15 protein-coding genes are annotated in these 21275 nt (G+C 57.7%); 10 read left to right on the top strand and 5 right to left on the bottom strand.

What is annotated here, in order from left to right; all coding sequences use genetic code 11:
• Nucleotides 1-51: 51 nt before the first annotated feature.
• The gene (locus AC4D2M_RS01320; protein ID WP_490889317.1) at nt 52-1188 is read left to right on the top strand and encodes a glycosyltransferase family protein; all 1137 of its coding nucleotides are present in this window, start codon (nt 52-54) and stop codon (nt 1186-1188) included.
• A gap of 275 nt (nt 1189-1463) precedes the next feature.
• A complete protein-coding gene (locus AC4D2M_RS01315; RefSeq protein ID WP_490889315.1) occupies nt 1464-2183 on the top strand; it encodes a hypothetical protein in 720 nt (239 codons plus the stop codon).
• Here AC4D2M_RS01315 and AC4D2M_RS01310 read toward each other — a convergent pair.
• A complete protein-coding gene (locus AC4D2M_RS01310) occupies nt 2180-3982 on the bottom strand; it encodes an ABC transporter ATP-binding protein (protein ID WP_490889313.1) in 1803 nt (600 codons plus the stop codon). The two genes, AC4D2M_RS01315 and AC4D2M_RS01310, sit on opposite strands and share 4 nt — an antisense overlap.
• Nucleotides 3983-4346: 364 nt before the next feature.
• On the opposite strand from AC4D2M_RS01310, the gene AC4D2M_RS01305 reads away from it, so the two are divergent.
• The 6 genes from AC4D2M_RS01305 to AC4D2M_RS01280 all read left to right on the top strand — a co-directional run bounded on the left by AC4D2M_RS01305 (nt 4347) and on the right by AC4D2M_RS01280 (nt 11904).
• On the top strand, nt 4347-5075 hold the full coding sequence (locus tag AC4D2M_RS01305) for a glycosyltransferase family protein (protein ID WP_490889312.1): 729 nt from the start codon (nt 4347-4349) through the stop codon (nt 5073-5075).
• Nucleotides 5075-6952: a glycosyltransferase family protein gene (locus tag AC4D2M_RS01300; protein WP_490889311.1), complete on the top strand. Its 1878-nt coding sequence runs from the start codon at nt 5075-5077 to the stop codon at nt 6950-6952. The genes AC4D2M_RS01305 and AC4D2M_RS01300 overlap by 1 nt, the downstream gene beginning before the upstream one ends.
• A 134-nt stretch (nt 6953-7086) precedes the next feature.
• Nucleotides 7087-8274, top strand: coding sequence for a UDP-galactopyranose mutase (glf, locus tag AC4D2M_RS01295; protein WP_490889309.1), 1188 nt, complete (start codon nt 7087-7089; stop codon nt 8272-8274).
• Nucleotides 8271-10274 carry a glycosyltransferase gene (locus tag AC4D2M_RS01290; protein ID WP_490889305.1) on the top strand — a complete coding sequence of 668 codons (2004 nt, stop codon included), beginning with the start codon at nt 8271-8273 and terminating at the stop codon, nt 10272-10274. The genes glf and AC4D2M_RS01290 overlap by 4 nt, the downstream gene beginning before the upstream one ends.
• A complete protein-coding gene (locus AC4D2M_RS01285) occupies nt 10271-11173 on the top strand; it encodes an ABC transporter permease (protein WP_490889302.1) in 903 nt (300 codons plus the stop codon). The genes AC4D2M_RS01290 and AC4D2M_RS01285 overlap by 4 nt, the downstream gene beginning before the upstream one ends.
• A 2-nt stretch (nt 11174-11175) precedes the next feature.
• Nucleotides 11176-11904: an ABC transporter ATP-binding protein gene (locus AC4D2M_RS01280; protein ID WP_490889300.1), complete on the top strand. Its 729-nt coding sequence runs from the start codon at nt 11176-11178 to the stop codon at nt 11902-11904.
• 44 nt (nt 11905-11948) lie between these two features.
• Here the strand turns inward: AC4D2M_RS01280 and AC4D2M_RS01275 are convergent, their stop codons facing one another.
• The 3 genes from AC4D2M_RS01275 to AC4D2M_RS01265 all read right to left on the bottom strand — a co-directional run bounded on the left by AC4D2M_RS01275 (nt 11949) and on the right by AC4D2M_RS01265 (nt 17267).
• The gene (locus AC4D2M_RS01275) at nt 11949-13898 is read right to left on the bottom strand and encodes a DUF6541 family protein (protein WP_490890403.1); all 1950 of its coding nucleotides are present in this window, start codon (nt 13896-13898) and stop codon (nt 11949-11951) included.
• A gap of 138 nt (nt 13899-14036) precedes the next feature.
• A complete protein-coding gene (locus AC4D2M_RS01270) occupies nt 14037-16052 on the bottom strand; it encodes a DUF6541 family protein (RefSeq protein WP_490889298.1) in 2016 nt (671 codons plus the stop codon).
• Nucleotides 16053-16067: 15 nt separating this feature from the next.
• Nucleotides 16068-17267: a polysaccharide pyruvyl transferase family protein gene (locus AC4D2M_RS01265; RefSeq protein WP_490889296.1), complete on the bottom strand. Its 1200-nt coding sequence runs from the start codon at nt 17265-17267 to the stop codon at nt 16068-16070.
• A gap of 123 nt (nt 17268-17390) precedes the next feature.
• Here AC4D2M_RS01265 and AC4D2M_RS01260 point away from each other — a divergent pair, with 123 nt between their 5' ends.
• Together AC4D2M_RS01260 and AC4D2M_RS01255 are read left to right on the top strand one after the other, a co-directional pair.
• Nucleotides 17391-18056, top strand: a complete 666-nt coding sequence (locus AC4D2M_RS01260; RefSeq protein ID WP_490889295.1) for a glycosyltransferase family 2 protein — start codon at nt 17391-17393, stop codon at nt 18054-18056.
• 2 nt (nt 18057-18058) lie between these two features.
• Entirely contained in the window at nt 18059-18424 is a 366-nt protein-coding gene (locus AC4D2M_RS01255; RefSeq protein ID WP_490889292.1) for a DUF2304 domain-containing protein, read from the top strand.
• A 56-nt stretch (nt 18425-18480) separates the two neighbouring features.
• Here the strand turns inward: AC4D2M_RS01255 and AC4D2M_RS01250 are convergent, their stop codons facing one another.
• A complete protein-coding gene (locus AC4D2M_RS01250) occupies nt 18481-21171 on the bottom strand; it encodes a GH25 family lysozyme (RefSeq protein ID WP_490889291.1) in 2691 nt (896 codons plus the stop codon).
• Between the last annotated feature and the right edge of the window lie 104 nt (nt 21172-21275).

Genomic DNA, 21275 nt, shown 5'->3' with positions numbered 1-21275 from the left:
ACGCAGTAGGTTGGACATGAGGGAGCCTCCCGCTGCTGCCATAATGGAAACATGAGTTCTCCGCGCCTTTTGGTTCTTTCTTTTTCACGTATCAGTGCAGACGCCAGAGTGCTCAAGCAGGTGAAACTCTTCAAGGACCAATACCGGGTGACGACATGCGGTTATGGACCCAAACCACCTGGAGCTGAGGACCACATCCAAATTCCGGATGAGCTGGTCGCATGGAAGTATCCGAGAGCAGCTGTAATCGCCCACGCCTACTCGCTTGCTTACTGGCGTAACCCGGTGGTTTCTCATCTTCGGCCGCTACTATCTAGCGGATATTACGACATCGTTCTAGCTAATGACATCGACACGGCTGGCTTGGCATTGTCACTTGATCCCACGCACGGTGTCCATCTCGACCTTCATGAGTACTGTCCTCGCATGAAGGAGGAGTTGTTCCGGTGGAAATTGTTCATGGGACCGTTTATGTCATGGATGGTTCGAGAGTTCGCCACGAAAGTGAGTTCGGTCAGTACTGTTGCGGCTCACATAGCTGATGAATATCGGCGCGAGTTTGGGCTAAACACCCGGGTGGTGACCAATGCAGCTCCTTACGTCGACCGCGTACCTGGAGCAGTGCACTCTCCGATTCGGTTGGTGCATTCCGGAGCGGCGAGGAGAGGACGTTTTCTCGAAGTCACACTCGATGCGATGGATGCTACAAAGAGCGATGCGACACTAGATCTTTTCCTAACGCAGAACCATGGGGAGTATTTCGAGTCATTGCGGGCACGCGTTCATGGGATGAGTAATGTCAGACTGCACGAGCCCGTTTCCTACGAGGAGTTGAACTCCACCCTGAGCGAGTACGACGTGGGGATATTCCTTCTCCCGCCGGTTAACTTTAATTATGAGTGGACCCTTCCAAATAAGTTCTTCGACTTTGTTCAGGCTCGACTCGGCATAATAGTAGGCCCTTCTCCAGAGATGGTTTCAGTTCTCAAAGAAGCGAATCTGGGTATTGTCACGAATGACTTCTCGTCATCCGCACTCGCCCAGGCGATTGATTCTTTGACGCCTGATTCAGTGGCCGCGTTCAAAGCTTCAGCGCATCGGGCGGCTGTCCCCCTCGCGGCGGAGGAACAGCTTAGAGGATGGGCATCCGCAATTGAAGAGATACAGACAGCTCGTAGTGCAACATGAAGCAGCCGCCTCGCGTCCTCCACTTCAATGACTGCGCTCATGTCGGTCGGAGCATAGTCAGTGCGGCTGCACGTGATGGCTTGCATTGGCGGTATATGCCTCCCGAGCGGGTGCGGCCGAAGGCAGTAGCGGGAACAGGTTTAAGAGCTAAAGCGACGTACCTGCCCTACTGGCTTCGCCGCATTGCAGCGGTGAGAGCCGCCGACGTAGTGCACGTCCACTATGGAACTTCCGCCCGCCTCCTCAGAGATTCCTTTGTGCCGCCAAGGCCATACGTGCTCACCTTGCATGGAACTGACATACGTAGGCAATGGCAACAGCTGGACTACCATGCGGAGATTCAGAGGGCGATCGATGAGGCCGCGCATGTCTTCTACGCGAACATCGATACTGAGGGCAACGCTCGAGCGGCACGGGCTGATGCCGAATTTCTGCCGGCACTGGTTGATGCGGAGAGCCTTCCCACATGGGAACCAGAGTTGTCGCGTCCGAATATCCTGTTCGTATCTCGCTGGGACGATGACAAGGGGGTCGAGAGACAACTGGAGCTGGCAAGAACTTTGATTGGCGCCCTTGGCCCGCACATCCGCGTAAGGGGTCTCAACTGGGGCCCGGGGGCGGCGGCCGCTCAGAGCGCGGGAGTGGAACTTTTGGAACGCATGCCTCAGCAAGAATTTCATCGGATCATTGCCCAGGCACACGTCGCGATCGGGCAAGCAACCAACAATTTCGCTACCAGCGAGTTCGAGGCCCTGTGCATTGGGCTGCCGATGGCCGCAGTCGGATCTCGCCTACCGCGACCTGACGACGGTACTGTTCCTCCGGTCATGGAGGGGAGCGTGTCGGAGGTTGTAGAGCAGGTTGTCGCGGCGATCTCTGACCCCGTGAGAGCAGGTGTTGAACTTGGCGGGGCCGCCTGGGCAAGGCCGCGGTACGACGCAGCAGCTTACGTTGAGAGGCTTGCTTCCGTATACACCGCAGTGGCGGCGTCTTAGGCTTCGGTGCTGGAAACCGCTTTGTGAAGACCGGCTAGTGCTGCTTGCTGCGCAAAATCCTCGTTCTCCTGCACAACTTCTTCGAAGGTGCCTCTAGTGATGATTGAGCCTGCTTTCATAAAGCAAATCTGATCGCTGTGACGCACGGTGGAGAGTCTATGCGCGACCGAAATAACGGTGATCTCGCCGTGCAGTTCTCGGATTGCGGCGGCTACCGCTGCTTCTGTAGCGGTATCAAGCGCACTTGTCGCCTCATCAAGAACCAGGACAAGTGGGTCCACATAGAGGGCTCGGGCGATTCCAAGGCGCTGCCGCTGGCCGCCAGATAGTGCGAGCCCGCGTTCACCAACACGACCATGGATGCCGCCTGCTCGTGCTTCTACCGTCTCCAGGAGTTGCGCCCGGCGTAAAGCGTCACGTACGCGATTCTCGTCGAAGTCCGATGACCATGTGAGGGCTACATTCTGCGCGATTGAACCGTCGAAGATGGCAACATCTTGCGGCACGTAGCCGACTCGCGTACGCCAATCAGCAAGAACATCACGCAGGTCGGTCTCGTCGAGTTTCATCGTGCCATCGGAGGGTGTGAGCAAGCCCAAAAGAATATCTATGAGCGTCGATTTTCCAGCCCCCGACTGCCCAACGATCCCCAATGAGGATCCGAGCGGCACATCTAAATCAATATCATATAGAGCAGGTTCGGATGAGCCCGGGTAGGTGAACTTAACGTTATTCAGGCTCAGAGTTTGTGGATCGCCCTCGATCTCTTTGAGACCGATACTTTCGTGAGAGTCACGGTAGTTTTGCGCTTGTCGAATATCATTCATTACCACACTGGTATACGGGAGAGTGGACTGGGTCTGCGTCAGAAGGGACTGTACAGAGGTTAGGGAAGGCACCAGCTTGAAGCCTGCTAAGCCGAACACCGCGACCGAAGCCAAAGCGCTCTCGAGTCCCCCTATCATGAACGAGATTCCTCCAACAAGAAGGAACCCGCCGATGAGTGCCATGTCGACGACGAACCGCGGGACTGCAGCTAAGAATCGTATGTTCGATCTTGCATGCGCGGCGCGGGAGCGACTCGCGAGTACCACATCGCCTACCTGCCGAGCTTTGTCACGCAGTGTGATTTCCTTCAACGCCGAGATCATCTCAGATACGAGGCTTGACATGCGCATTGCTGCGTCGCGATTTACCCGCCCAGCTTGCAACGCCTTCTTGGACAAGAACAAATACATAACGGACGCTATCAAGCCGAGATAAACGAGGGTGATGGCGGCTGTAAAAGGCTGAGCCACGACGAGGATTACCAGCACCGAGGCAAACGTGAGAATATGTGACGGAATGGTCACTGCTGGGATAAGAATACCTGAAATTGTGTTAGCAATTCCCACGTCGATAAGACGCACAAGTTCTGCAGTAGACCGCTTCATACGCTCAGTCCAGGGTGAACGAATGTAGCTATCGAACAGGTGAGAACCGATCTCGAGTTCGAATTCGGCGAACTTCCGAGTGGAGACCCATTGAAGACCGATGCTGAGAACAGATTTGATGATCATCAGTGAAGCCGATGCGACGAGAACCCACAAACTTGCAGATTGCGACACCGTTCCAATCACCGGAAGTTGCAGATCGCCACCGGCAAGGATCTCGGTCATTACGAGAGCGAATATACCGAGCGCGACCGCGTCGAGTAGCGATAACGCCGACAATAGAACACCGAAGACGATGATGAACCGGCGGGCTTTATTCGGTAGGAGCGGCAGCAGGTCGCGCAGGGTTTGAAAAAGTTGCTTCACGACGATACTCCGGGAGGGAAGGGAAACGGGCTGTGCCAGTTCTCGGTCGCAGCCTATTCTACTTGGGCTCCTGCGCTCTCTGGCCATCGTGTCTCGTGAGATGATGGCCGACATGTTCGCAAGGAGTCGCATCACCCACCTTTTCGACTGCGCAGATGTCGGTTCTGCACTCGTGCGGGAAGCGAGGCGACGGCGTCTTCCATGGGGCCAAGTGCAAGGGCCGTGGATGCGGGGTAATACCCCGATCGCGAGGTACCAATTCTTGGCGGAACTAGCAGTTACATATCCGCGCACCAAGCTTTGGCACGTTCATATGGGCGGACGTGCCAAATGGGCTCGTGGACGTGTTGAGCGTCCCTACGTCTTGACGCTGCACGGGACAGACATTCGAGAAAGTTACTGGCAGGACGAACACCATGAGGCGATCAAGCGTGACATTGATCGCGCTCAGCACGTTTTCTACACAACGCCCGACCTTCGTGAGAAAGCTGAGCGTGCGAGATCCGGTGCCGAGTACATGCCACCACCGTTGAACTTCGATATCTTGCCGGAATGGAAGCCGGCACCCAAGCCACGCGTTTTCTTCACATCGCGATGGGACACTCGCAAAGGAGGCGACGCTCAGATCAGGGCCGCGGCAGAGGTGGTAGCGAAAGTTGGTCGTTACGCTGAGGTCTTCGGACTCGATTGGGGTGACAGGGCAGCTGAAGCGTCGGACGTAGGGGTGCATCTTCTTCCGAAAATGGACGTTGCGGGTTATTTGGCAGAGCTCTCACTTGCTCATGTTGCCGTTGGGCAAAGTGCTGGCATATTAGCGGTGAGTGAACTGCAGGCGATGGCCATCGGAATCCCGCTGATCTTCCCCGACCCTGTCGAAGGTTATCCTTCTGCGGGCGACATGGGCGCGCTGACTGTGGAGGGAACCGATATCGCAGGGGCGGTTGCCGAGCTATTACAGGATCCCGCAGCAGCGTCTAGTCGCCTTAGAGGTAAGGATTATGTGAGACGGCACCATGATCCTGCGGACATGATTCCTCGCCTAGCCGAGGTCTATCGTCAGGTTCTCGGTGCAACAGAATCAAAAGTGAAGTGATGAGACAAGTGACCGCCCGTCGTCCCCACCTGCTGTACATTGCTTTCGCCTTTCCTCCGAGCACAGCGTCATCGGTATATCGATGCGTCGCGGTTCCAAATGAATTCGCAGCTGCCGGTTGGGATGTCACAATCCTCACCATTCACGGCGATATCTGGTCGGAGGTATCGGGACGGGATGATGAGTTATTGCGTTCCGTTCACGAACGGATACGCGTGGTCCGAATTGGTGATGGTGGATCAGAATTGCCCGGACGAGGAGATTTGAGGAGTTTTTCGAAGTTACGCGTCGACGCTCCGTTTCTGTGGAACAGAACGCTCGAATTTCGTAGCCGGCGACACTTTCCCGAGCGGTTTCACGGGCTCTGGCTTCGGGAGGCAAGAAGAGCGGCCCGATCTATCCACGCCGACCACCCCGTCGATCTGGCGATGGCGTCCGCTAGCCCCTATGTATCATTCGAGGTTGCTCGTTCCGTTCCCGGTGTACCTTATGTTCTGGACTACAGAGACGCATGGGCTTTCCATACTTTCAACGGAAAGGAAAACTTCTCTGCCGGTTCGCGCGCCGGACGCTTGGAGTCGTCTCTTCTCCAAGGAGCAACACAGATATGGTTTGTCAATAGGCAGATTTTGGAAGAGTACGCGCGTCGATATCCGTTCGCTAGTACCCGGATGCGAGAAGTCCCCAACGGATTCGATCCTCAGCCGGGACATCAGAAACCGCCAACCAAGGTGGTCGAACGACCGACCTTTGGTTATCTCGGGACAATTCCCCATGTCAACACGCCGCTAAGACCTTTCTTCGATGGTTGGAAGAAGACTTTTGGTGATCAGCCAGACGATCACCAGCCGAGCGCACGGGCCATTATCCGAGGTAAGTTGAGTTCGTCCGGTCGCGTGAGTTCAGATGTACTCGACTTATTCGACAGCATGAAAAAGTATGGTCTTGAATACCATGGACCTATCTCAAAGCGGGATGTCGCCGCTTTTTATCAAAGCCTCAACGCGCTAATCCTCCTCCTGCCTGGAGGCAGGTACGTGACTGGCGGGAAAACAGCGGAGTATGTCGCATCTGGGTTACCGATCGTATCTGTACATGATCTCTCCAATGCGACGACGGACCTTTTACGAGATTACCCATTATGGTTTCCAGCTGAGACCTTAACTGAAGACGGGATCAGCCAGGCGTTCCAATCTGCCCTCGAATACCTGCGAAGTCCGGATCAAGAACGGGCCGATGCTGCTTGGGAGTACGGACAGGGATTCCTGCGTTCGCGCATGCTTAAGCCCGTAATTGCAGACCTTGCAGAGGTCGTTGAGGGTCCTTCAAGTTCGAAGGCGCAGATCCGGCCTGAACCGGATGTAGCTCACGTGCCGGATGAAAAGCTGCAATGTGAGAAAGAAGTGCCAGTAGTTGCCGATTCCAAGCCGCACTTGAGGGTCGGCGTAATAGCGGCGAATCCTGAAACGGCTCCTGGATTTCTTGAACACTTGAATCAGCGCCTTGGCGGCGTTACGGATTCGCCACCCTCCGTCTGGTCAGCCTACCCGCAAGCAGCGGTCGATTCGTCGGTAGCTTTGCCGCCCCTTTCGCTGGAACCGTATGTGCGAACGGTACTCAGGCTGGCTACTACTGCGCCCGGTCCATTAGGCATTGTTGGGCGGCTGATAGAGCGCGGTCTTCTCGCGCGTCGTTTCGCCAGGGCGGTGCGCAGGTGCGGCGAAGTTGAATCATGGATCCGAGATTCGGATGTGATCGTAGCAGGTGATGAGATAGCTATCAGGGCCGTGTGGCAGTTGCGGGGACGTACGCAGGCTCAACTCGTGTACGGCCCCGCCGCTCTCATTCATGCTTGTCGTCAGGCGGCGGACCGGTGAGGGGCACGCACGTTCCCTTCAGCGGTTACCAAGTCCGGTAACCTTGCCAAGGAACGTTTTCGGGCGCCCATAGTGTTGTGCCCATTCTTGCTGATTCCAGTGAATCCGAACGGCCACCAGTGGAGGGATAATTTGTGAGTGTTGATCTCGTCGTAGTTGGGTCAGGTTTTTTTGGCCTGACCATCGCTGAACGGGCTGCAGAAGAGCTTGGACTCAAGGTCGCGGTGCTGGATCGCCGTCACCACATTGGTGGCAATGCCTACAGCGAGAACGAGCAGCAAACCGGCATTGAAGTCCACCGTTATGGCGCCCACCTTTTCCACACGTCGAACGAAAAGGTGTGGGAGTACGTCAATCGTTTCACTGCTTTCACGAGCTACCAGCACAAGGTGTACACGAGCCATAAAGGCGAGGTGTACCCGATGCCCATCAACCTGGGAACAATAAACCAGTTCTTTCGCGCTTCCATGGGCCCAAGCGAGGCGCGCGCCCTGATTCAGGAGCAGGCGGGAGAACTCGCTGGAACGGACCCCCAGAACCTCAATGACAAGGGCATCCAGCTGATCGGCCGTCCGCTTTACGAGGCCTTCATCAAGTACTACACCGGCAAGCAGTGGCAGACGGATCCGAAGGATCTGCCGGCGGAGATCATTTCCCGGCTGCCGGTCCGTTATACCTACGACAACCGGTACTTCAATGACAAGTACGAGGGTTTGCCGGTTGACGGATACACCGCGTGGATCGAACGCATGGCGGCGCACCCGAACATTACTGTGGAGCTGAACACTGACTTTTTCGACGACGGACATCCCTACTCGCGCAACGCGACTCTGGGCCAGGTTCCGGTGGTTTACACGGGCGCAGTCGACCGGTACTTCGACTACGTCGAGGGTGACTTGTCGTGGCGGACGATCGACCTCGAAGAAGAGGTATTGCCGATCGAAGACTTTCAGGGCTGTCCGGTGATGAATTATCCCGATGAAGATGCCCCATACACCCGCATCCACGAGTTCCGTCACTTCCACCCGGAGAGGGAATACACCAAGGATGCAACGGTCATCATGCGGGAGTTCTCCCGGTTCGCGGAGAAGGGCGATGAGCCCTACTACCCGGTGAATACGGAGGCCGACCGTGCCAAGCTGCTTGCATATCGTGATCTTGCCCGGGGGGAACAGATGGTCCTGTTCGGCGGCCGGCTGGGAACCTATAAGTACCTCGACATGCACATGGCCATCGGATCAGCGCTGTCGATGTTCGACAACAAAATTAGGCCTCATTTCAATGATGGCGTAAAGCTCGAGAGTGGAGGGATCGACGCATGAGTACCTCTGTCGTCGTGAATGACCAGATGAGCCGATCCGGCCAGGATCCTGTTTGGCGGACCGTGCACAGGGTGGTGTTTCCTGAAGGCGGAGACATCGATACCATGCCTCTCTACGTCGACTTCAACGGCGCCAAGCGCGTGCGGCGTGATGAGAGTCAATCCGCACCGGTGTCGTTGCCCGCGGCCGATATACAACCTAACTATGTCCTGGATCGTCGGCAGCTAGCGCTGCCGCCCCACGAACGCGTGTCCCTGGGCACTTACTTCAACGCTTTCCCCGCCAGCTACTGGCGCGCCCATACCGAAATACGGACGGTACGGCTGAGCGTCCTGCTCGATGGTGAAGCCACTATCGTTGTATACCGCTCTACCGCTCGCGGGATCGTCAACAGGGTCAGCAGCCATAGGGTGAGCGCGGCGGAGGGCCACTCCTTGACCGTCGAGCTTCCACTTACCAACTTCGGTGACGGCGGCTGGTACTGGTTCGACTTATCTTCGCACGGTGAGCGGGTCACCCTGCAGGATGCTCACTGGAGCGTCCCGGAACCGGACCAATTTGCCGCCGGAAAGCTCACGATCGCGATCACCACATTCAATCGGCCGGACTATTGCGTACGAAATCTCGCCACGATCGCATCGTCGGATGAACTGGTGCAGATTCTTCGTCGTGTCATCGTGACGGATCAGGGAACCCAGAAGGTAGCCGCAGAGGAAGGTTTCTCGGACGCCGAAGCAAGGTTAGAAGGACGCCTCGCCGTCGTGAACCAACCGAACCTGGGTGGTTCAGGCGGCTTCGCCCGGGGCATGTTGGAGACTGTAAACGACTCGGAAAGCAGCTATGTGATGCTGCTTGATGATGACGTCGAGATGGAAACAGAGGGAATCTTGAGGGCAGCGCAGTTCGCTGACTTCACGAGGGAACCAACCATCGTTGGCGGGCACATGTTCAACCTGTTTGAGCGCTCCGTGATGCACCACTTCGGAGAGTCGGTCGATCGATACCGCTTCCGATACGGGTCCTCCCCAAACACGGAGGAGGCTCACGACTTCGCCGCAAGCAATCTACGCGATGCTCCCTGGATGCATCGCCGCATCGATGTGGATTACAACGGCTGGTGGATGTGCCTCATTCCCACCGAGATCATCAACGACATCGGACTGGCCCTTCCCGTCTTCATCAAATGGGATGACGTTGAGTATGGGATTCGGGCGCAGTCCAAGGGGTATAGGACAGTAACGTTGCCGGGGGCGGCGGTCTGGCACATGCCCTGGACCGAGAAAGACGACACGATCGACTGGCAGGCTTACTACCACCAGCGCAATCGATGGCTCGCTACCCTGCTCTACTCGCCTTACAAGAGGGGAGGCCGGATGCCACGGGAAAGTTTCGCTGTGGATGTCCGTCATCTTCTCTCGATGCAGTATTCCTCAGTCGAGTTGCGGCTCCGGGCGCTCGAAGATCTATTGACGGGACCCGATCATTTGCATGAGTCCCTAGGGTCGAAACTGGGGGAGGTCAGGGCCATCAGGGCACAGTACGACGACGCACGCATCTCAGCTGATCCAGCCTCCTTCCCAGCTGTGAAGTCGAGCAAACCGCCCCGGAAGGGCAAAGGACCAACCCCGGCCCGTAGCGTGCCTGGTGCTCTCATCAAGGTCGCGACCGGCGTCCTGCATCAGGTCAGGCCGGTACCATCCGAAGCTAAGCAGCACCCCGAAGCGCACATCGCTGCAATGGACGCTCGTTGGTGGAGGCTCTCGCAGCTGGACTCTGCCCTTGTAACGTCCTCAGACGGCGCCGGCGTTTCCTGGCATAAGCGTGACGTCGACAAGGCCCGCGAGCTCGCGTTGCGCAGCGCGACACTCCACCGTCGTCTATACGCGCAATGGGACGAGCTTGCCGAGCGTTACAGGGCGGCGATGCCACAATTCACGTCGCCTACGGCGTGGGCAGAGACGTTCTACGCCGCAGGTGCAACTGGGAACAAGGCGGAATGACAGCAGTTTCAGGGGAGTCCGGGCAGCCCGCGCACGCGGAACTAAAGATACCCGGTCGCGGCGCCGGTTTGCGGGACGTCGCGCGGCATCGTTTCCTGCTCAAGCTCCTGGTCGACAAAGAGATCAAAGTCCGGTACCGGGGATCGATACTCGGCCTGATCTGGTCCTATGTGAAGCCCGGTGTGCAATTCATCGTGTTCTATATAGCGCTCGGTGTCTTCCTAGGCTTGGAGCAGAGCGACAGAAACCCGGATGGACTGCCGAACTACGCTATATACCTTTTTGCCGGAATAGTCCTGATCAACTTCTTCTCGGAAGCGCTCGGGAACGCTTCCCGTTCCATCGTGGGAAATAGCGGATTGATCAAGAAGATATATCTGCCTCGTGAGCTTTTCCCGGTTTCCGCGATATGGGTATCAGCCGTTCATTTCCTGCCGCAGATTGTCATCCTGACTGCGGCATGTCTCCTCACTGGATGGTCTCCATCGCTCTTGCAGCTCGGCGCGGCAGTGATGGGCTTCCTCATCGCGGCTTTGCTTGCGACGGGGCTCGGCCTGATTTTCGGCGCGATCAACGTCTACTATCGTGACGCTGAGAACCTCGTGGACATGTTGCTGATGGTCGCCACCTGGGCGTCGCCCGTGCTCTACTCATGGGAAATGGTTCGTCGGCAATTGGGTGACACTGCTCTGTCGATTTATATGTTGAACCCTTTGACCGTCAGCGTAGAAACTTTCCACTATGCATTTTGGATGCCGACTTCAGATCAAGAGTTTGACCTCCCTCCTGGGTTCTTTACGGTGTGGTTTCCCGTCGCCCTGGTCATTGCTTCGGTGACAGTTGTTTTCGGCCAGTACCTTTTCCGCCGCCTTGAGGGCCGCTTCGCACAGGAGTTATAGAGATGGCACTGGCAATCGAGATCAGCGGAATCCGAAAGCGCTTCGCACTCCGACACACGCGGTCCCTGAAGGAAACTGTCGTGTGGCTGCTGAAAGGCAGAAAAGGAGATCTTTCCCGCACATTTCCGGCGTTGGACGATGTGTCCCTCCTTGTGGAAGAGGGAGAAACTGTCGCGTTGCTCGGGTTCAACGGATCCGGAAAGTCCACGCTCCTCAAGCATATTTCCGGGGTCATGTTGCCGGACTCAGGAACGGTAAGGACTCGAGGCCGCGTTGCGGGCCTCATCGAGGTCGGAGCCGGGTTTCACCCTGACCTCAGCGGCAGGGATAATGTATTCCTCAACGGTGCCATTCTCGGGATGTCTGAAAAGGACATCCACAAGCAATTCGATTCGATAGTCGACTTTGCGGAAATCGGCGAGTTTATCGATACGGAAGTCCGATTTTACTCGTCGGGCATGTACCTGCGATTAGCGTTTTCGGTAGCCGTCCACACCGATCCCAATGTCTTCCTCATCGACGAGATCCTTGCGGTAGGCGACGAACCGTTCCAGCGAAAGTGCATCACCAAAATCAAAGAGTTGGCCGATGCAGGAAAAACGCTGATCGTGGTTAGTCATGACCTGGACTTGATCGGACAAATCTGTCACCGCGGAGTCGTGCTGGAAAAGGGACGCATCGTCCACGACGCGCCGGTTGCGGAAGCCATCGCTCACATAAGGGGACGTTGACGGGCTTTTACCCTGAGCCGGATGGCTCAGCCCATTGAACGGTGCTAGAAGCAATTGGTAATGCGGTAAAGTTTAGCGTCACCTTCTTGATCAATAAGCTCGTAGTTGGACGCGTTCTCCGGGTCCAATCCGTCAAACGCTGGATACTCGTAGGCCGCCTCACGATCGAGCAAGTAACGGACACCGAAATCCAACACATACTGGACATTCTCGTCCCGGGCGATCCCGCATGCTTCTGAATCCTCGCTAGCGGTGCTGAGGTTCTTCGCCAGTACCTGCAACTCCGGCTCGAGTTCATCGGAGGACATGTGATACTGGGTGACGTCGCGTCCGCTGAAAGCATAAGCCAAAGATCCACCATTCCACGGATTAACAGCTATCTCCGCCTGCTCTGGGACGTTCTGGTCTAGACGTTCTAGGAGTCGCAGTTCGTCGGGCGACAGAATGGTTGGATTGCCTTCATAGGTGTGATTGAAACGGCTTTCCAACACCATCTGGTCGACCGGGCCGCGCTGACTCAGAGCCGCACCGACAGCGGCGACCGCGCATGCTAGTCCCCATGCAAGTGCAGCGCGCCACTTCGGGGTCAGATGCCGAAGGTGGCCGACCGACGCTGTCCGGTCTGCGATCGCCAAGGTTATGAATGTAGCACCATAGGCGGCGATGATGACAGTGGGCAGAGGCAGTAGAGCAGCGAGACGTTGAGGATCCTGGTACCAAGCGCCGGTGAGAAGGATTCGCACGGGGCCCCGCGGCTGCGCCGCGGACACGGCATAAAGCAGCACCGTAACGCCATAGACTCCAAGAAGCCAAGGCCAAAGCCCCCGTTTGAATATCACTGCGAGCCCTAGAAGGGTGCATATGGCGACAACTTCGGGAATTCCGCGCTCGTGCGGAGCACTCATTAGCGCTTGTCCGATAGCGCTCGCGTACCTAGTAAAAGGCAACCATGTGTCATACCTCGTCAAAACAGACTGCCATACCAAGCCGAATCCAGTTGCAAACGCGACACCGGTCAGGATGGGCCCCAAAACCCCGCTTAGCCCGCGTTCCTTATAGTTTCGATTGATCCAGCGCCACCAACGCCATGTCACCACTGGCAGCGAAAGCGCCATGAGGGCAACGAAACCATTTGGTTGGGCCAACAGCAAGGCGGCAACCACGACTAACAGCGAGACGATCAAGCTTATGGGGTCAAAACGCGGCATCCTTCCGGCCCTCACTGCGCTGAGTACGAGTGCTAACCCGGCCGGCAGGATGGCATAGGAAACAATGTTCGGATACAGGGGGCCGAAGTCGATCAACCCCATCGGGAACGACGGCAGCGCAGCGGAGAACAGGCCAGTGAAGACCAGCGGAAGACATCGTGGGCCAAAGATCACACGAGCGAGCAGGAGAAGGCTCAAGGGCCAGACGAGAGATGCAAGGATGATGTTCAGCGAGTTGACCGCTACTGGAATGCTCTGCCCGGTGACCTCCACAATCAACGCCGCGAAGCCATGCCAAGCCGCCGGATAGATCGCAACGGCTTCGGCAGCCTCAAGCATACGTCCAAGTGTGAGGGTCGAAGCGTCACCCTGGTCCAAGACCCATCGCACAGCGTTCAGATGGAAAACGTTGTCGTAGCGTTGGGCAATATTGTCCGGATTGTCGAAAATTCGAAGGAGGTTGTACGCCGAAGCGAAGGAGCCCAAGCTCAGACCGAGCGCAGCTCCAAACAAGCTCCTGCGCCCGACCCCGATCAGCCGGCGTAATTCGATCGGTTGTCGCAGAAGGAGCCGGAGGAGTAGCGCCAAAACACACATCACTACAGCAGACAGCGAAAAGGTGGCCGGAGACCAGTCGATTCCCATCATCGAAAGCAGAACAGCTGCCACACCCGACATGCCCACGGAGAAAGCCGGGGCTAGACCGATCGCTACGCCAAGTCTAAATCCGAGACAGGCGGCAAGCGCCATCCCCGGGAGAATAACCACCGCGGCGGCAACCAACATGGATGGTAGGGCGTCCCACCAAGACATCGATACTCCTGCCATCAGCTATTGCGGGCGAGTGGCGCTCAACCCGGTAGTTTTGCACTCTAATTCGGTCAACCTGCCGACGCTATCACGACTCGTGCACGTCCAATCGACTTAGTTGCAAGCAGTGATTTCGTACAGCGTCCACGGTCCTTCAGCGATCACGGACTCGAAACCAGAGTGGGTCGGAACATCGTAGAATCCCGGCCAAGCATCCAAACTGGCACTTCCGTGGGATATACCCGGTACGTCCTCGTAGAAGTGCGTCGCGCCGACTTCCTTTAGGGCCTCGCACACCGCCGCGTCCGTATGGATTGTTCTGAAGCTAGTTCGCAGCAGCTTCTTCGCCTCGTTGGCGCCGGACGCTGATCCGAGTTGAGTGTAGACGGTGTCGCGTTGGGCAAGGGAATAGAACATTGTTGCGCCGTTGAATGGGTCACCGATTACGGTGGCTCCCACCGGAAGCCTGGCTCCAGCTTTCTCGATGAATTCCTGTTCTCCAGGCGATAGCACGCCGAGGCTGAGCTGTGGAGCGGTCACATAGTTGTGGGCGGAAACGGCTATCCGATCGGCGGACCGAAAGTTTGAAGAAGCCGAATATGTGACGATTAGGGCGGCCACCAGAAACACCACGCGTACACTTCTAAAACTGCCACGACGAGGCTGTTGTGATGTCACGTTTGCAAGCCAACGCGTTCCTTGTATAAGAACAGACGCTGTCACCACGAGTGCAAGTGCTGCGCAGATGCTTCCGAACATTGCTATGAACGGAGCAATTCTCTGCGTGTCCTTGTACCAAACTCCCGTAAGCCAGCGGAATTGGTTCTCCGGTCCTGCAGCCAGAATATGGAGCACCACGAAGGATGCCCACGAAAGCGCGATTGGCCAGTATCCTCTTCTGACTATCGTTATGAGTACCCCACACAAAACCAAAAAGCCGACGATTAGGTTGAAGTCCTCAAACGTTGGGGGGCTCAACGCAGGAAAGCGTGGGAGATCGAACAACGCGAGCAATATCGAGTCGGGAAATTCTGCTCGTACGGCTCTTTCGTAGGACATAACGCCCCTCAATAGTCGAGATGTCGCTAAAGCTGCCGCGACAAGCCCACCTGCAACCATAACCCCGGTGATCAGAACTAACGTGATCGTACGTCGAGTCTGGATGCTCCTATTTAGGACGGGTAGAACGGCGGCCATGGCGAAGGGGAGCAAAGCTACGAAAAGAGCGAAAACGCCACTTGGGTGTGCGGCGACTACGCCTCCAACTCCTAGGCAGACGACAGCCGCCAACCGAGTGGTTTGGCGAGACCATCTGGTGTCGCGATCCGGGGAGCAGATCCGCTGAAGCAGTTGGATGCAGATTGCCAGCACAGCCGGAACCATAGCGGTGGCGAGCCCGTTGGGCCACTGGCCGCTGCGCAACATCTGAGCGAAAGGGTAACTGACGAAAGAGGCTCCAATTACTGGCGCTACTGCCCAAACAGCAGGAAGTCTCGGTACCGCGACGAATGCGAGTAGAACGAGGCCAAGCGGCCATACAAGAGCGCCAACCACTATCGCGGAACTGTTCGCGGCCTCCACTAAACTTCCCGGGTACAAACTCACGAAGCTGTGCCAGCCAGCGGGGTAATACGACGTTTTTTCGCTCGCATAGACAGGGGCGATGCTCCACGGCGTCGCACTTCCGGAGTCCCGTATCCACTGAAGTACATTGGCGTGGAAGATCGGGTCCCAACCTTGCGAGGCTCTGTCAGCCGCTCCGACACCTCGCGCAAGCGCTAGCGAAGACAACGCGGCCGCCGCCAAGGTTCCGCTGCCGACTGCGAGGCTGATGGTCATGCTCTTGCTCGTCAACCCGATCTGATGGGGAATGGTCCATGCGCGTCGTACTACCAGGACAGCAGCCCAGAATAGAAGGACATTGAGGCCGGCAGAAACGGCATTCCAGGGGAGCTGCAGAGCGTCAGCAAGGAGCGAGCCCACGGCCAGAAGGGCCACGGAAACTGCAGGTCCCACAACTACCGCTGCGAACGCGTCGACTCGCGCCAGCAGAAGCAGCACTGTTCCGGGAAGAAAGAGGGCGATGATAAGAAAAGCGACGGATGGAGCGAAAGACAATAATTCGGTCACGGGGGTTCGCTCTACTTAGCGACTGAGCCGGGTTCGAAGATTGATCGCGAGGGAGGTTCCCAATGACGTAACGCTTCGGAGCGTGCTGGTCCTTAAAAGTTTATCTGCGTCTCGTCCATACAATTTGGCGGCCTCTGCCCTCTTCCTTTCCACCAATGTGGGGAGCATGTTGGTGAGGGTCCCGGGCCGAGCGGGAAGCGGTGGCTCCTCACTGGGCATGGCCACCGTCCATCCACTGCCGAGGGAAACCAACGATTCGTGCTTAACGCTGTAGTAGCCCTCCTTCATCACCACAGCGACGCCCCTGGCTCCTGCGGCAGCGGCCAGCAAATGGAAATGGAATCGGCTCGTCAACCAAGTCTGCGCACCGGAAATGGGTAGGCCCTCTGACCAGATTTGAGAGAAAGGTATGAAGTGGTCCTCGGGAATGATGTCCGACATTTTCTCGAACGCGACCCGATCTGCACCGGGAATGGCCTCTACGTAGAAGACCGCAGAGCCTTTCCGTTGGGCCGCGAGGGCGTGCCTTCTTGCAAGGTGCACCGCCTGGTCGAAAGCCGAAGCGTCGACCGTATCGCTCTGAATGCAAATGTAGAGTCCGGGCGGCGCGGTACTTCCTTGAAGTTCGGCGGCTGCTCCGAGGAACGCATCATCGAGGCCGGGCTCTACTCGGTAGGTGCGCGCACTCGCATCATCACGGGCAGAAACGTGAGTGAAGCCTTCGAAGAGCGTCCGTCCTCCGTTCTCGGACGCTATGGAGGGCATGAGCCCTTGGCCTGTTGCGAACAGTGCGGTACCCGTTAGCTTTCGCACCGCACGCATCGAATGAACAAGAGCGGTGTGATGTTCCCAACTGGCGTTTATGTAGCCACCCCCGAGGAGATGGATAGACTCCGCCTCCCGGAGCTTAAGAAGACCAAGATCGTATGCCGGCGAGCCCAGTCCGCTTACACGCGCGTGTACGGTCTCGCGTGATCGATCGACCGAGAGGTCGGCGTTCTCATGTGTCAAGCGCCACATCGTATTTGTTACTCGAAGCCGGGGGTGAATGCCGTCGAACAGTATCTGTGCGAGACCAGGCTGCGGGCTATCCAACCAGACGTCCGCTTCCGGGCGAGTCAGGGCCAAGTACCTCAACCAGGAAGCAGCGATGAATTCGTCACCGAAGTTGGGATTGCCTGCAGGAGAAACGAGATAGAGAAGTTCGGGCCGCATCCGAACACCTTATCTCGCCCCGGTCCGTCCACTGATGCATAGGGCGCCGTCGTGGGGCGAACGATTATGAGGCGGCAAGGTGGGGCTGCGGCAGACGAGACGTACTATGGGATACTGAAGCACGTGAGTCATGCTTGGTTCGTCATCCCCATGTACAACGAAGCCACAGTTGTGGGCGACGTCGTAACCGACCTTCGGAGTGATTTTCAGCGAGTTGTGTGCGTTGACGACGGTAGCACCGACGGATCTCAAGAGATCGCCCACGCGGCGGGCGCCGTCGTCGTCCAGCATCCGATCAATCTTGGTCAAGGCGCTGCGCTGCAAACTGGCTTTGAGTATGCGCTACAGGACCCGGAGATGGATGCGGTTGTAACCTTCGATGCCGACGGTCAGCATCGCAAGAGCGACGCCCTTGAGATGCTCGCCCGTCTGCGCAATGGCGAAGCCGACATTGTCTTGGGCTCGCGCTTCTTGGACGACCGCACGCAGCTGACCCCTCTGAAGCGTCTCGTCCTCAAGACGGCAGCCATTCAATCTCGGATAGCTACAGGACTTGAACTGACGGATGCCCACAATGGGCTGAGAGTCCTGGGACGAGATTTCGTTCACAACGTCCACCTCACACAGAATCGAATGGCTCACGCATCCGAGATCGTGCACCGAATTGCTGAATTGCAACCGCGTTGGGCGGAACACCCGGTTGAGATCGTTTACACGGACTATTCAAAATCGAAGGGTCAGTCGCTGCTCAACTCAGTGAATATCCTCGCCGAACTATTCATGAGGTAACAATGGTTATTTTCGTTCAGCTTGCGCTTGTTCTTGCTGTCGTAGCGTCCGCACTTGTCCTGATGCGCGGTGGTAGTAACGCCCGGCACCTCGCGATCCGACGGATGCTCCTCATCGCCTTCGGATTCGCTGCAGCTTTCTCGATCTTCTTCCCTTCGACGATGACTACCGTCGCGTCATGGTTCGGGATCGGGCGCGGGACCGACCTGGTGCTCTACGGCCTCGTGGTGTCCTTCCTTGTTTTCATGGCTACGACATACCAACGTTTCAGGCATACCGAAATGAGCCTCACCCGGCTGGCGCGGCGCATCGCCATAGATGAAGCCGAAAAGCCCTGGGAAGTTTCCTCTGATTCTGGCGGCCGCTGACACTACAGCATTTCAGCGAGATTGAGCTAGTAGCCGACTATACGATCGCGTCAGGTTTAGTGCGAAAAGTCTGTTCCGGCGAGGGTGTAGGTGGTCCAGCCGGTGCCGACGGTGGTGGCGGTTCCGAAACCGTTGGTGGTGAAGGGGTAGTAGGTGAGGGTTCCGGTGGTGTTGCGTCCGATGATGCCGCGGCTGGTGGTGCCGTTGAATCCGTCGACGGCGTTGACGGTGTTGACGGAGCCCCAGCCCTTACCGATGGTGGTGCGTGAGCCGGAGAGGATGGTTCCGGTTCCGCTTCCGGTGTAGCGCAGGAGGTTGTTGTTGGCGTCGCGGGAGAGTAGGTCCATGCGTCCGTCGAGGTTTTGGTCGGCCATGACGATGGGCATGTCGGTGAAGCCGGAACCGATTTTGACTGCGCTGCCGAGTTGGTGGGTTGAGGTGTGGGGCCAGTAGTAGAGGGCTCCGTCGGAGCGTGCGCCGACTATTGTGATGCCTTGGCCTTTGACCCATGGTCCTACTGCGAGGCTGAAGTTCTGCCAGCCGGAGGAGCCGATCTGAACGGGCGGGTTGAATCCGCCGGTGGGCTTGCCTGGGTAGTAGCTCAGGGTTCCGTTGTCCCGCTGGGTGAGGAGGTCGATGGTGCCGTCGGCGTTCCAGTCGACAGGGTTGATCGATTTAATACCCGTCCATCCTGAACCGATCTGGAATCGTGTGCCGAAGCCGCCCTTCCCGTTGGCTGGGTAGTTCCACAGCCTGCCGGATGAATCGATCGCCACCATATCCGCAAGCGCCCCCACCGACGGTGACTCAGGTGCAGGTGCAGGTGCAGGTGCAGGGGCCGGTTCAGGGGCCGGAGCCGAGGTCGACTCGGACAGCGGTGCGCTTTTCGCGAAGTCTGTTCCGGCGAGGGTGTAGGTGGTCCAGCCGGTGCCGACGGTGGTGGCGGTTCCGAAACCGTTGGTGGTGAAGGGGTAGTAGGTGAGGGTTCCGGTGGTGTTGCGTCCGATGATGCCGCGGCTGGTGGTGCCGTTGAATCCGTCGACGGCGTTGACGGTGTTGACGGAGCCCCAGCCCTTACCGATGGTGGTGCGTGAGCCGGAGAGGATGGTTCCGGTTCCGCTTCCGGTGTAGCGCAGGAGGTTGTTGTTGGCGTCGCGGGAGAGTAGGTCCATGCGTCCGTCGAGGTTTTGGTCGGCCATGACGATGGGCATGTCGGTGAAGCCGGAACCGATTTTGACTGCGCTGCCGAGTTGGTGGGTTGAGGTGTGGGGCCAGTAGTAGAGGGCTCCGTCGGAGCGTGCGCCGACTATTGTGATGCCTTGGCCTTTGACCCATGGTCCTACTGCGAGGCTGAAGTTCTGCCAGCCGGAGGAGCCGATCTGAACGGGCGGGTTGAATCCGCCGGTGGGCTTGCCTGGGTAGTAGCTCAGGGTTCCGTTGTCCCGCTGGGTGAGGAGGTCGATGGTGCCGTCGGCGTTCCAGTCGACAGGGTTGATCGATTTAATACCCGTCCATCCTGAACCGATCTGGAATCGTGTGCCGAAGCCGCCCTTCCCGTTGGCTGGGTAGTTCCACAGCCTGCCGGATGAATCGATCGCCACCATATCCGCAAGCGCCCCCACCGACGGCTTACTTGAGACAGCCGTGGGAGCGCTCCCGCCCCCCGCGAACGACTGGAGGCTGGTCATGGAACCGTTCCACTGGTTCCAGTCGCCGACGACCGGACCCTTGTCCGTGTACTGCCAGACGCTGTAGAAGCTCCAGCTCGCGGGCAGAGTGCCGGCACCGTAGTTGTTGTATGAGGCTATGTGCAGAGCATGGTCCGAAAACGCAGCACTGTTTCCCGTGCACCGGTACCACCAGTCCGTGGTGGTGTAGATCATCGGCTTGCGTCCCGTGAGCGTGACCATCCGGTTGGAGAAATCGCGAATCCAGTTGACCATCTGCGAAGCGCTCATGTCGTAGCAGGTATTGCCCAACTCGGGGTACGGGTTGTATTCCACGTCCAGGAGCGGGGGAAGAGTCTTCCCATCTGCGCTCCACCCACCACCGTTGGCGACGAAATAGTTTGCTTGTGCAGCGCCGCTGGAGACGTTGGGGATGGCGAAGTGGTATGCGCCGCGGAGCATGCCGCGGTTGCCGGCGCCGTTGTATTGGCTGCCGAAGTAGGGGTTTTTATAGACCAGCGCTTCCGTGGCCTTGACGTACGCCCAGCGGGAGCCGTAATTCCAGGCGCCGCTCCAGTTGACCTCGCCCTGGTGGCTGCTTACATCGACGCCCAGAACTCCCGACGACGGTTGCCAGTAGTTGGTAGCGGTGGGAGCCATCGCAGCGCCTGAGTCCGTTTCAGAGGTGCTGTCGAAGCTCTTCGGGAGAGAAGAAGCTTCAGCCGGCGACGGCTCCTGCGCGTTCCCCGTCTCTTCCAGACGGTCGAGTCCCTGGCCCATGCTGGCACCGTGTTTCCCGATAAGCTCCGCGAGCAAGGCTGCGTTGTTTTTGTAGTCAGCTGCAGTGAGCTCCCCTTCCGACGACGGCGTCGCTGTCACCGACGGCGAAAGCGTCGCCGACGGGGAAGGCGACGGCTCCTCGATTGGAACCGCCGACTCGGTCGTGGCCGTCGCGTCGGCGGGACTCGGAGATGCTGTAGCTCCCGGTTCAATGCCGACTGCCGGTGTCATACCCGTGAGGAGGCTCAGGGTAACGAGGGAAGAGAGCGCGAAGGTCTTGGATGCGCGGGAAGCTATCACGGTGAGGTCTCCAGATAGGTGCAGGCCCCCGAATGGACCGGGTATCTTCCCGGTGGAGAGGAACCTGCGTGTTACGTATGCGGCTAGAGGGTCGGGAGTGACGA

It is taken from the genome of Arthrobacter sp. TJ-270 (genome assembly GCF_058269075.1).
This window is presented reverse-complemented; position numbering and strand designations above follow the sequence as displayed.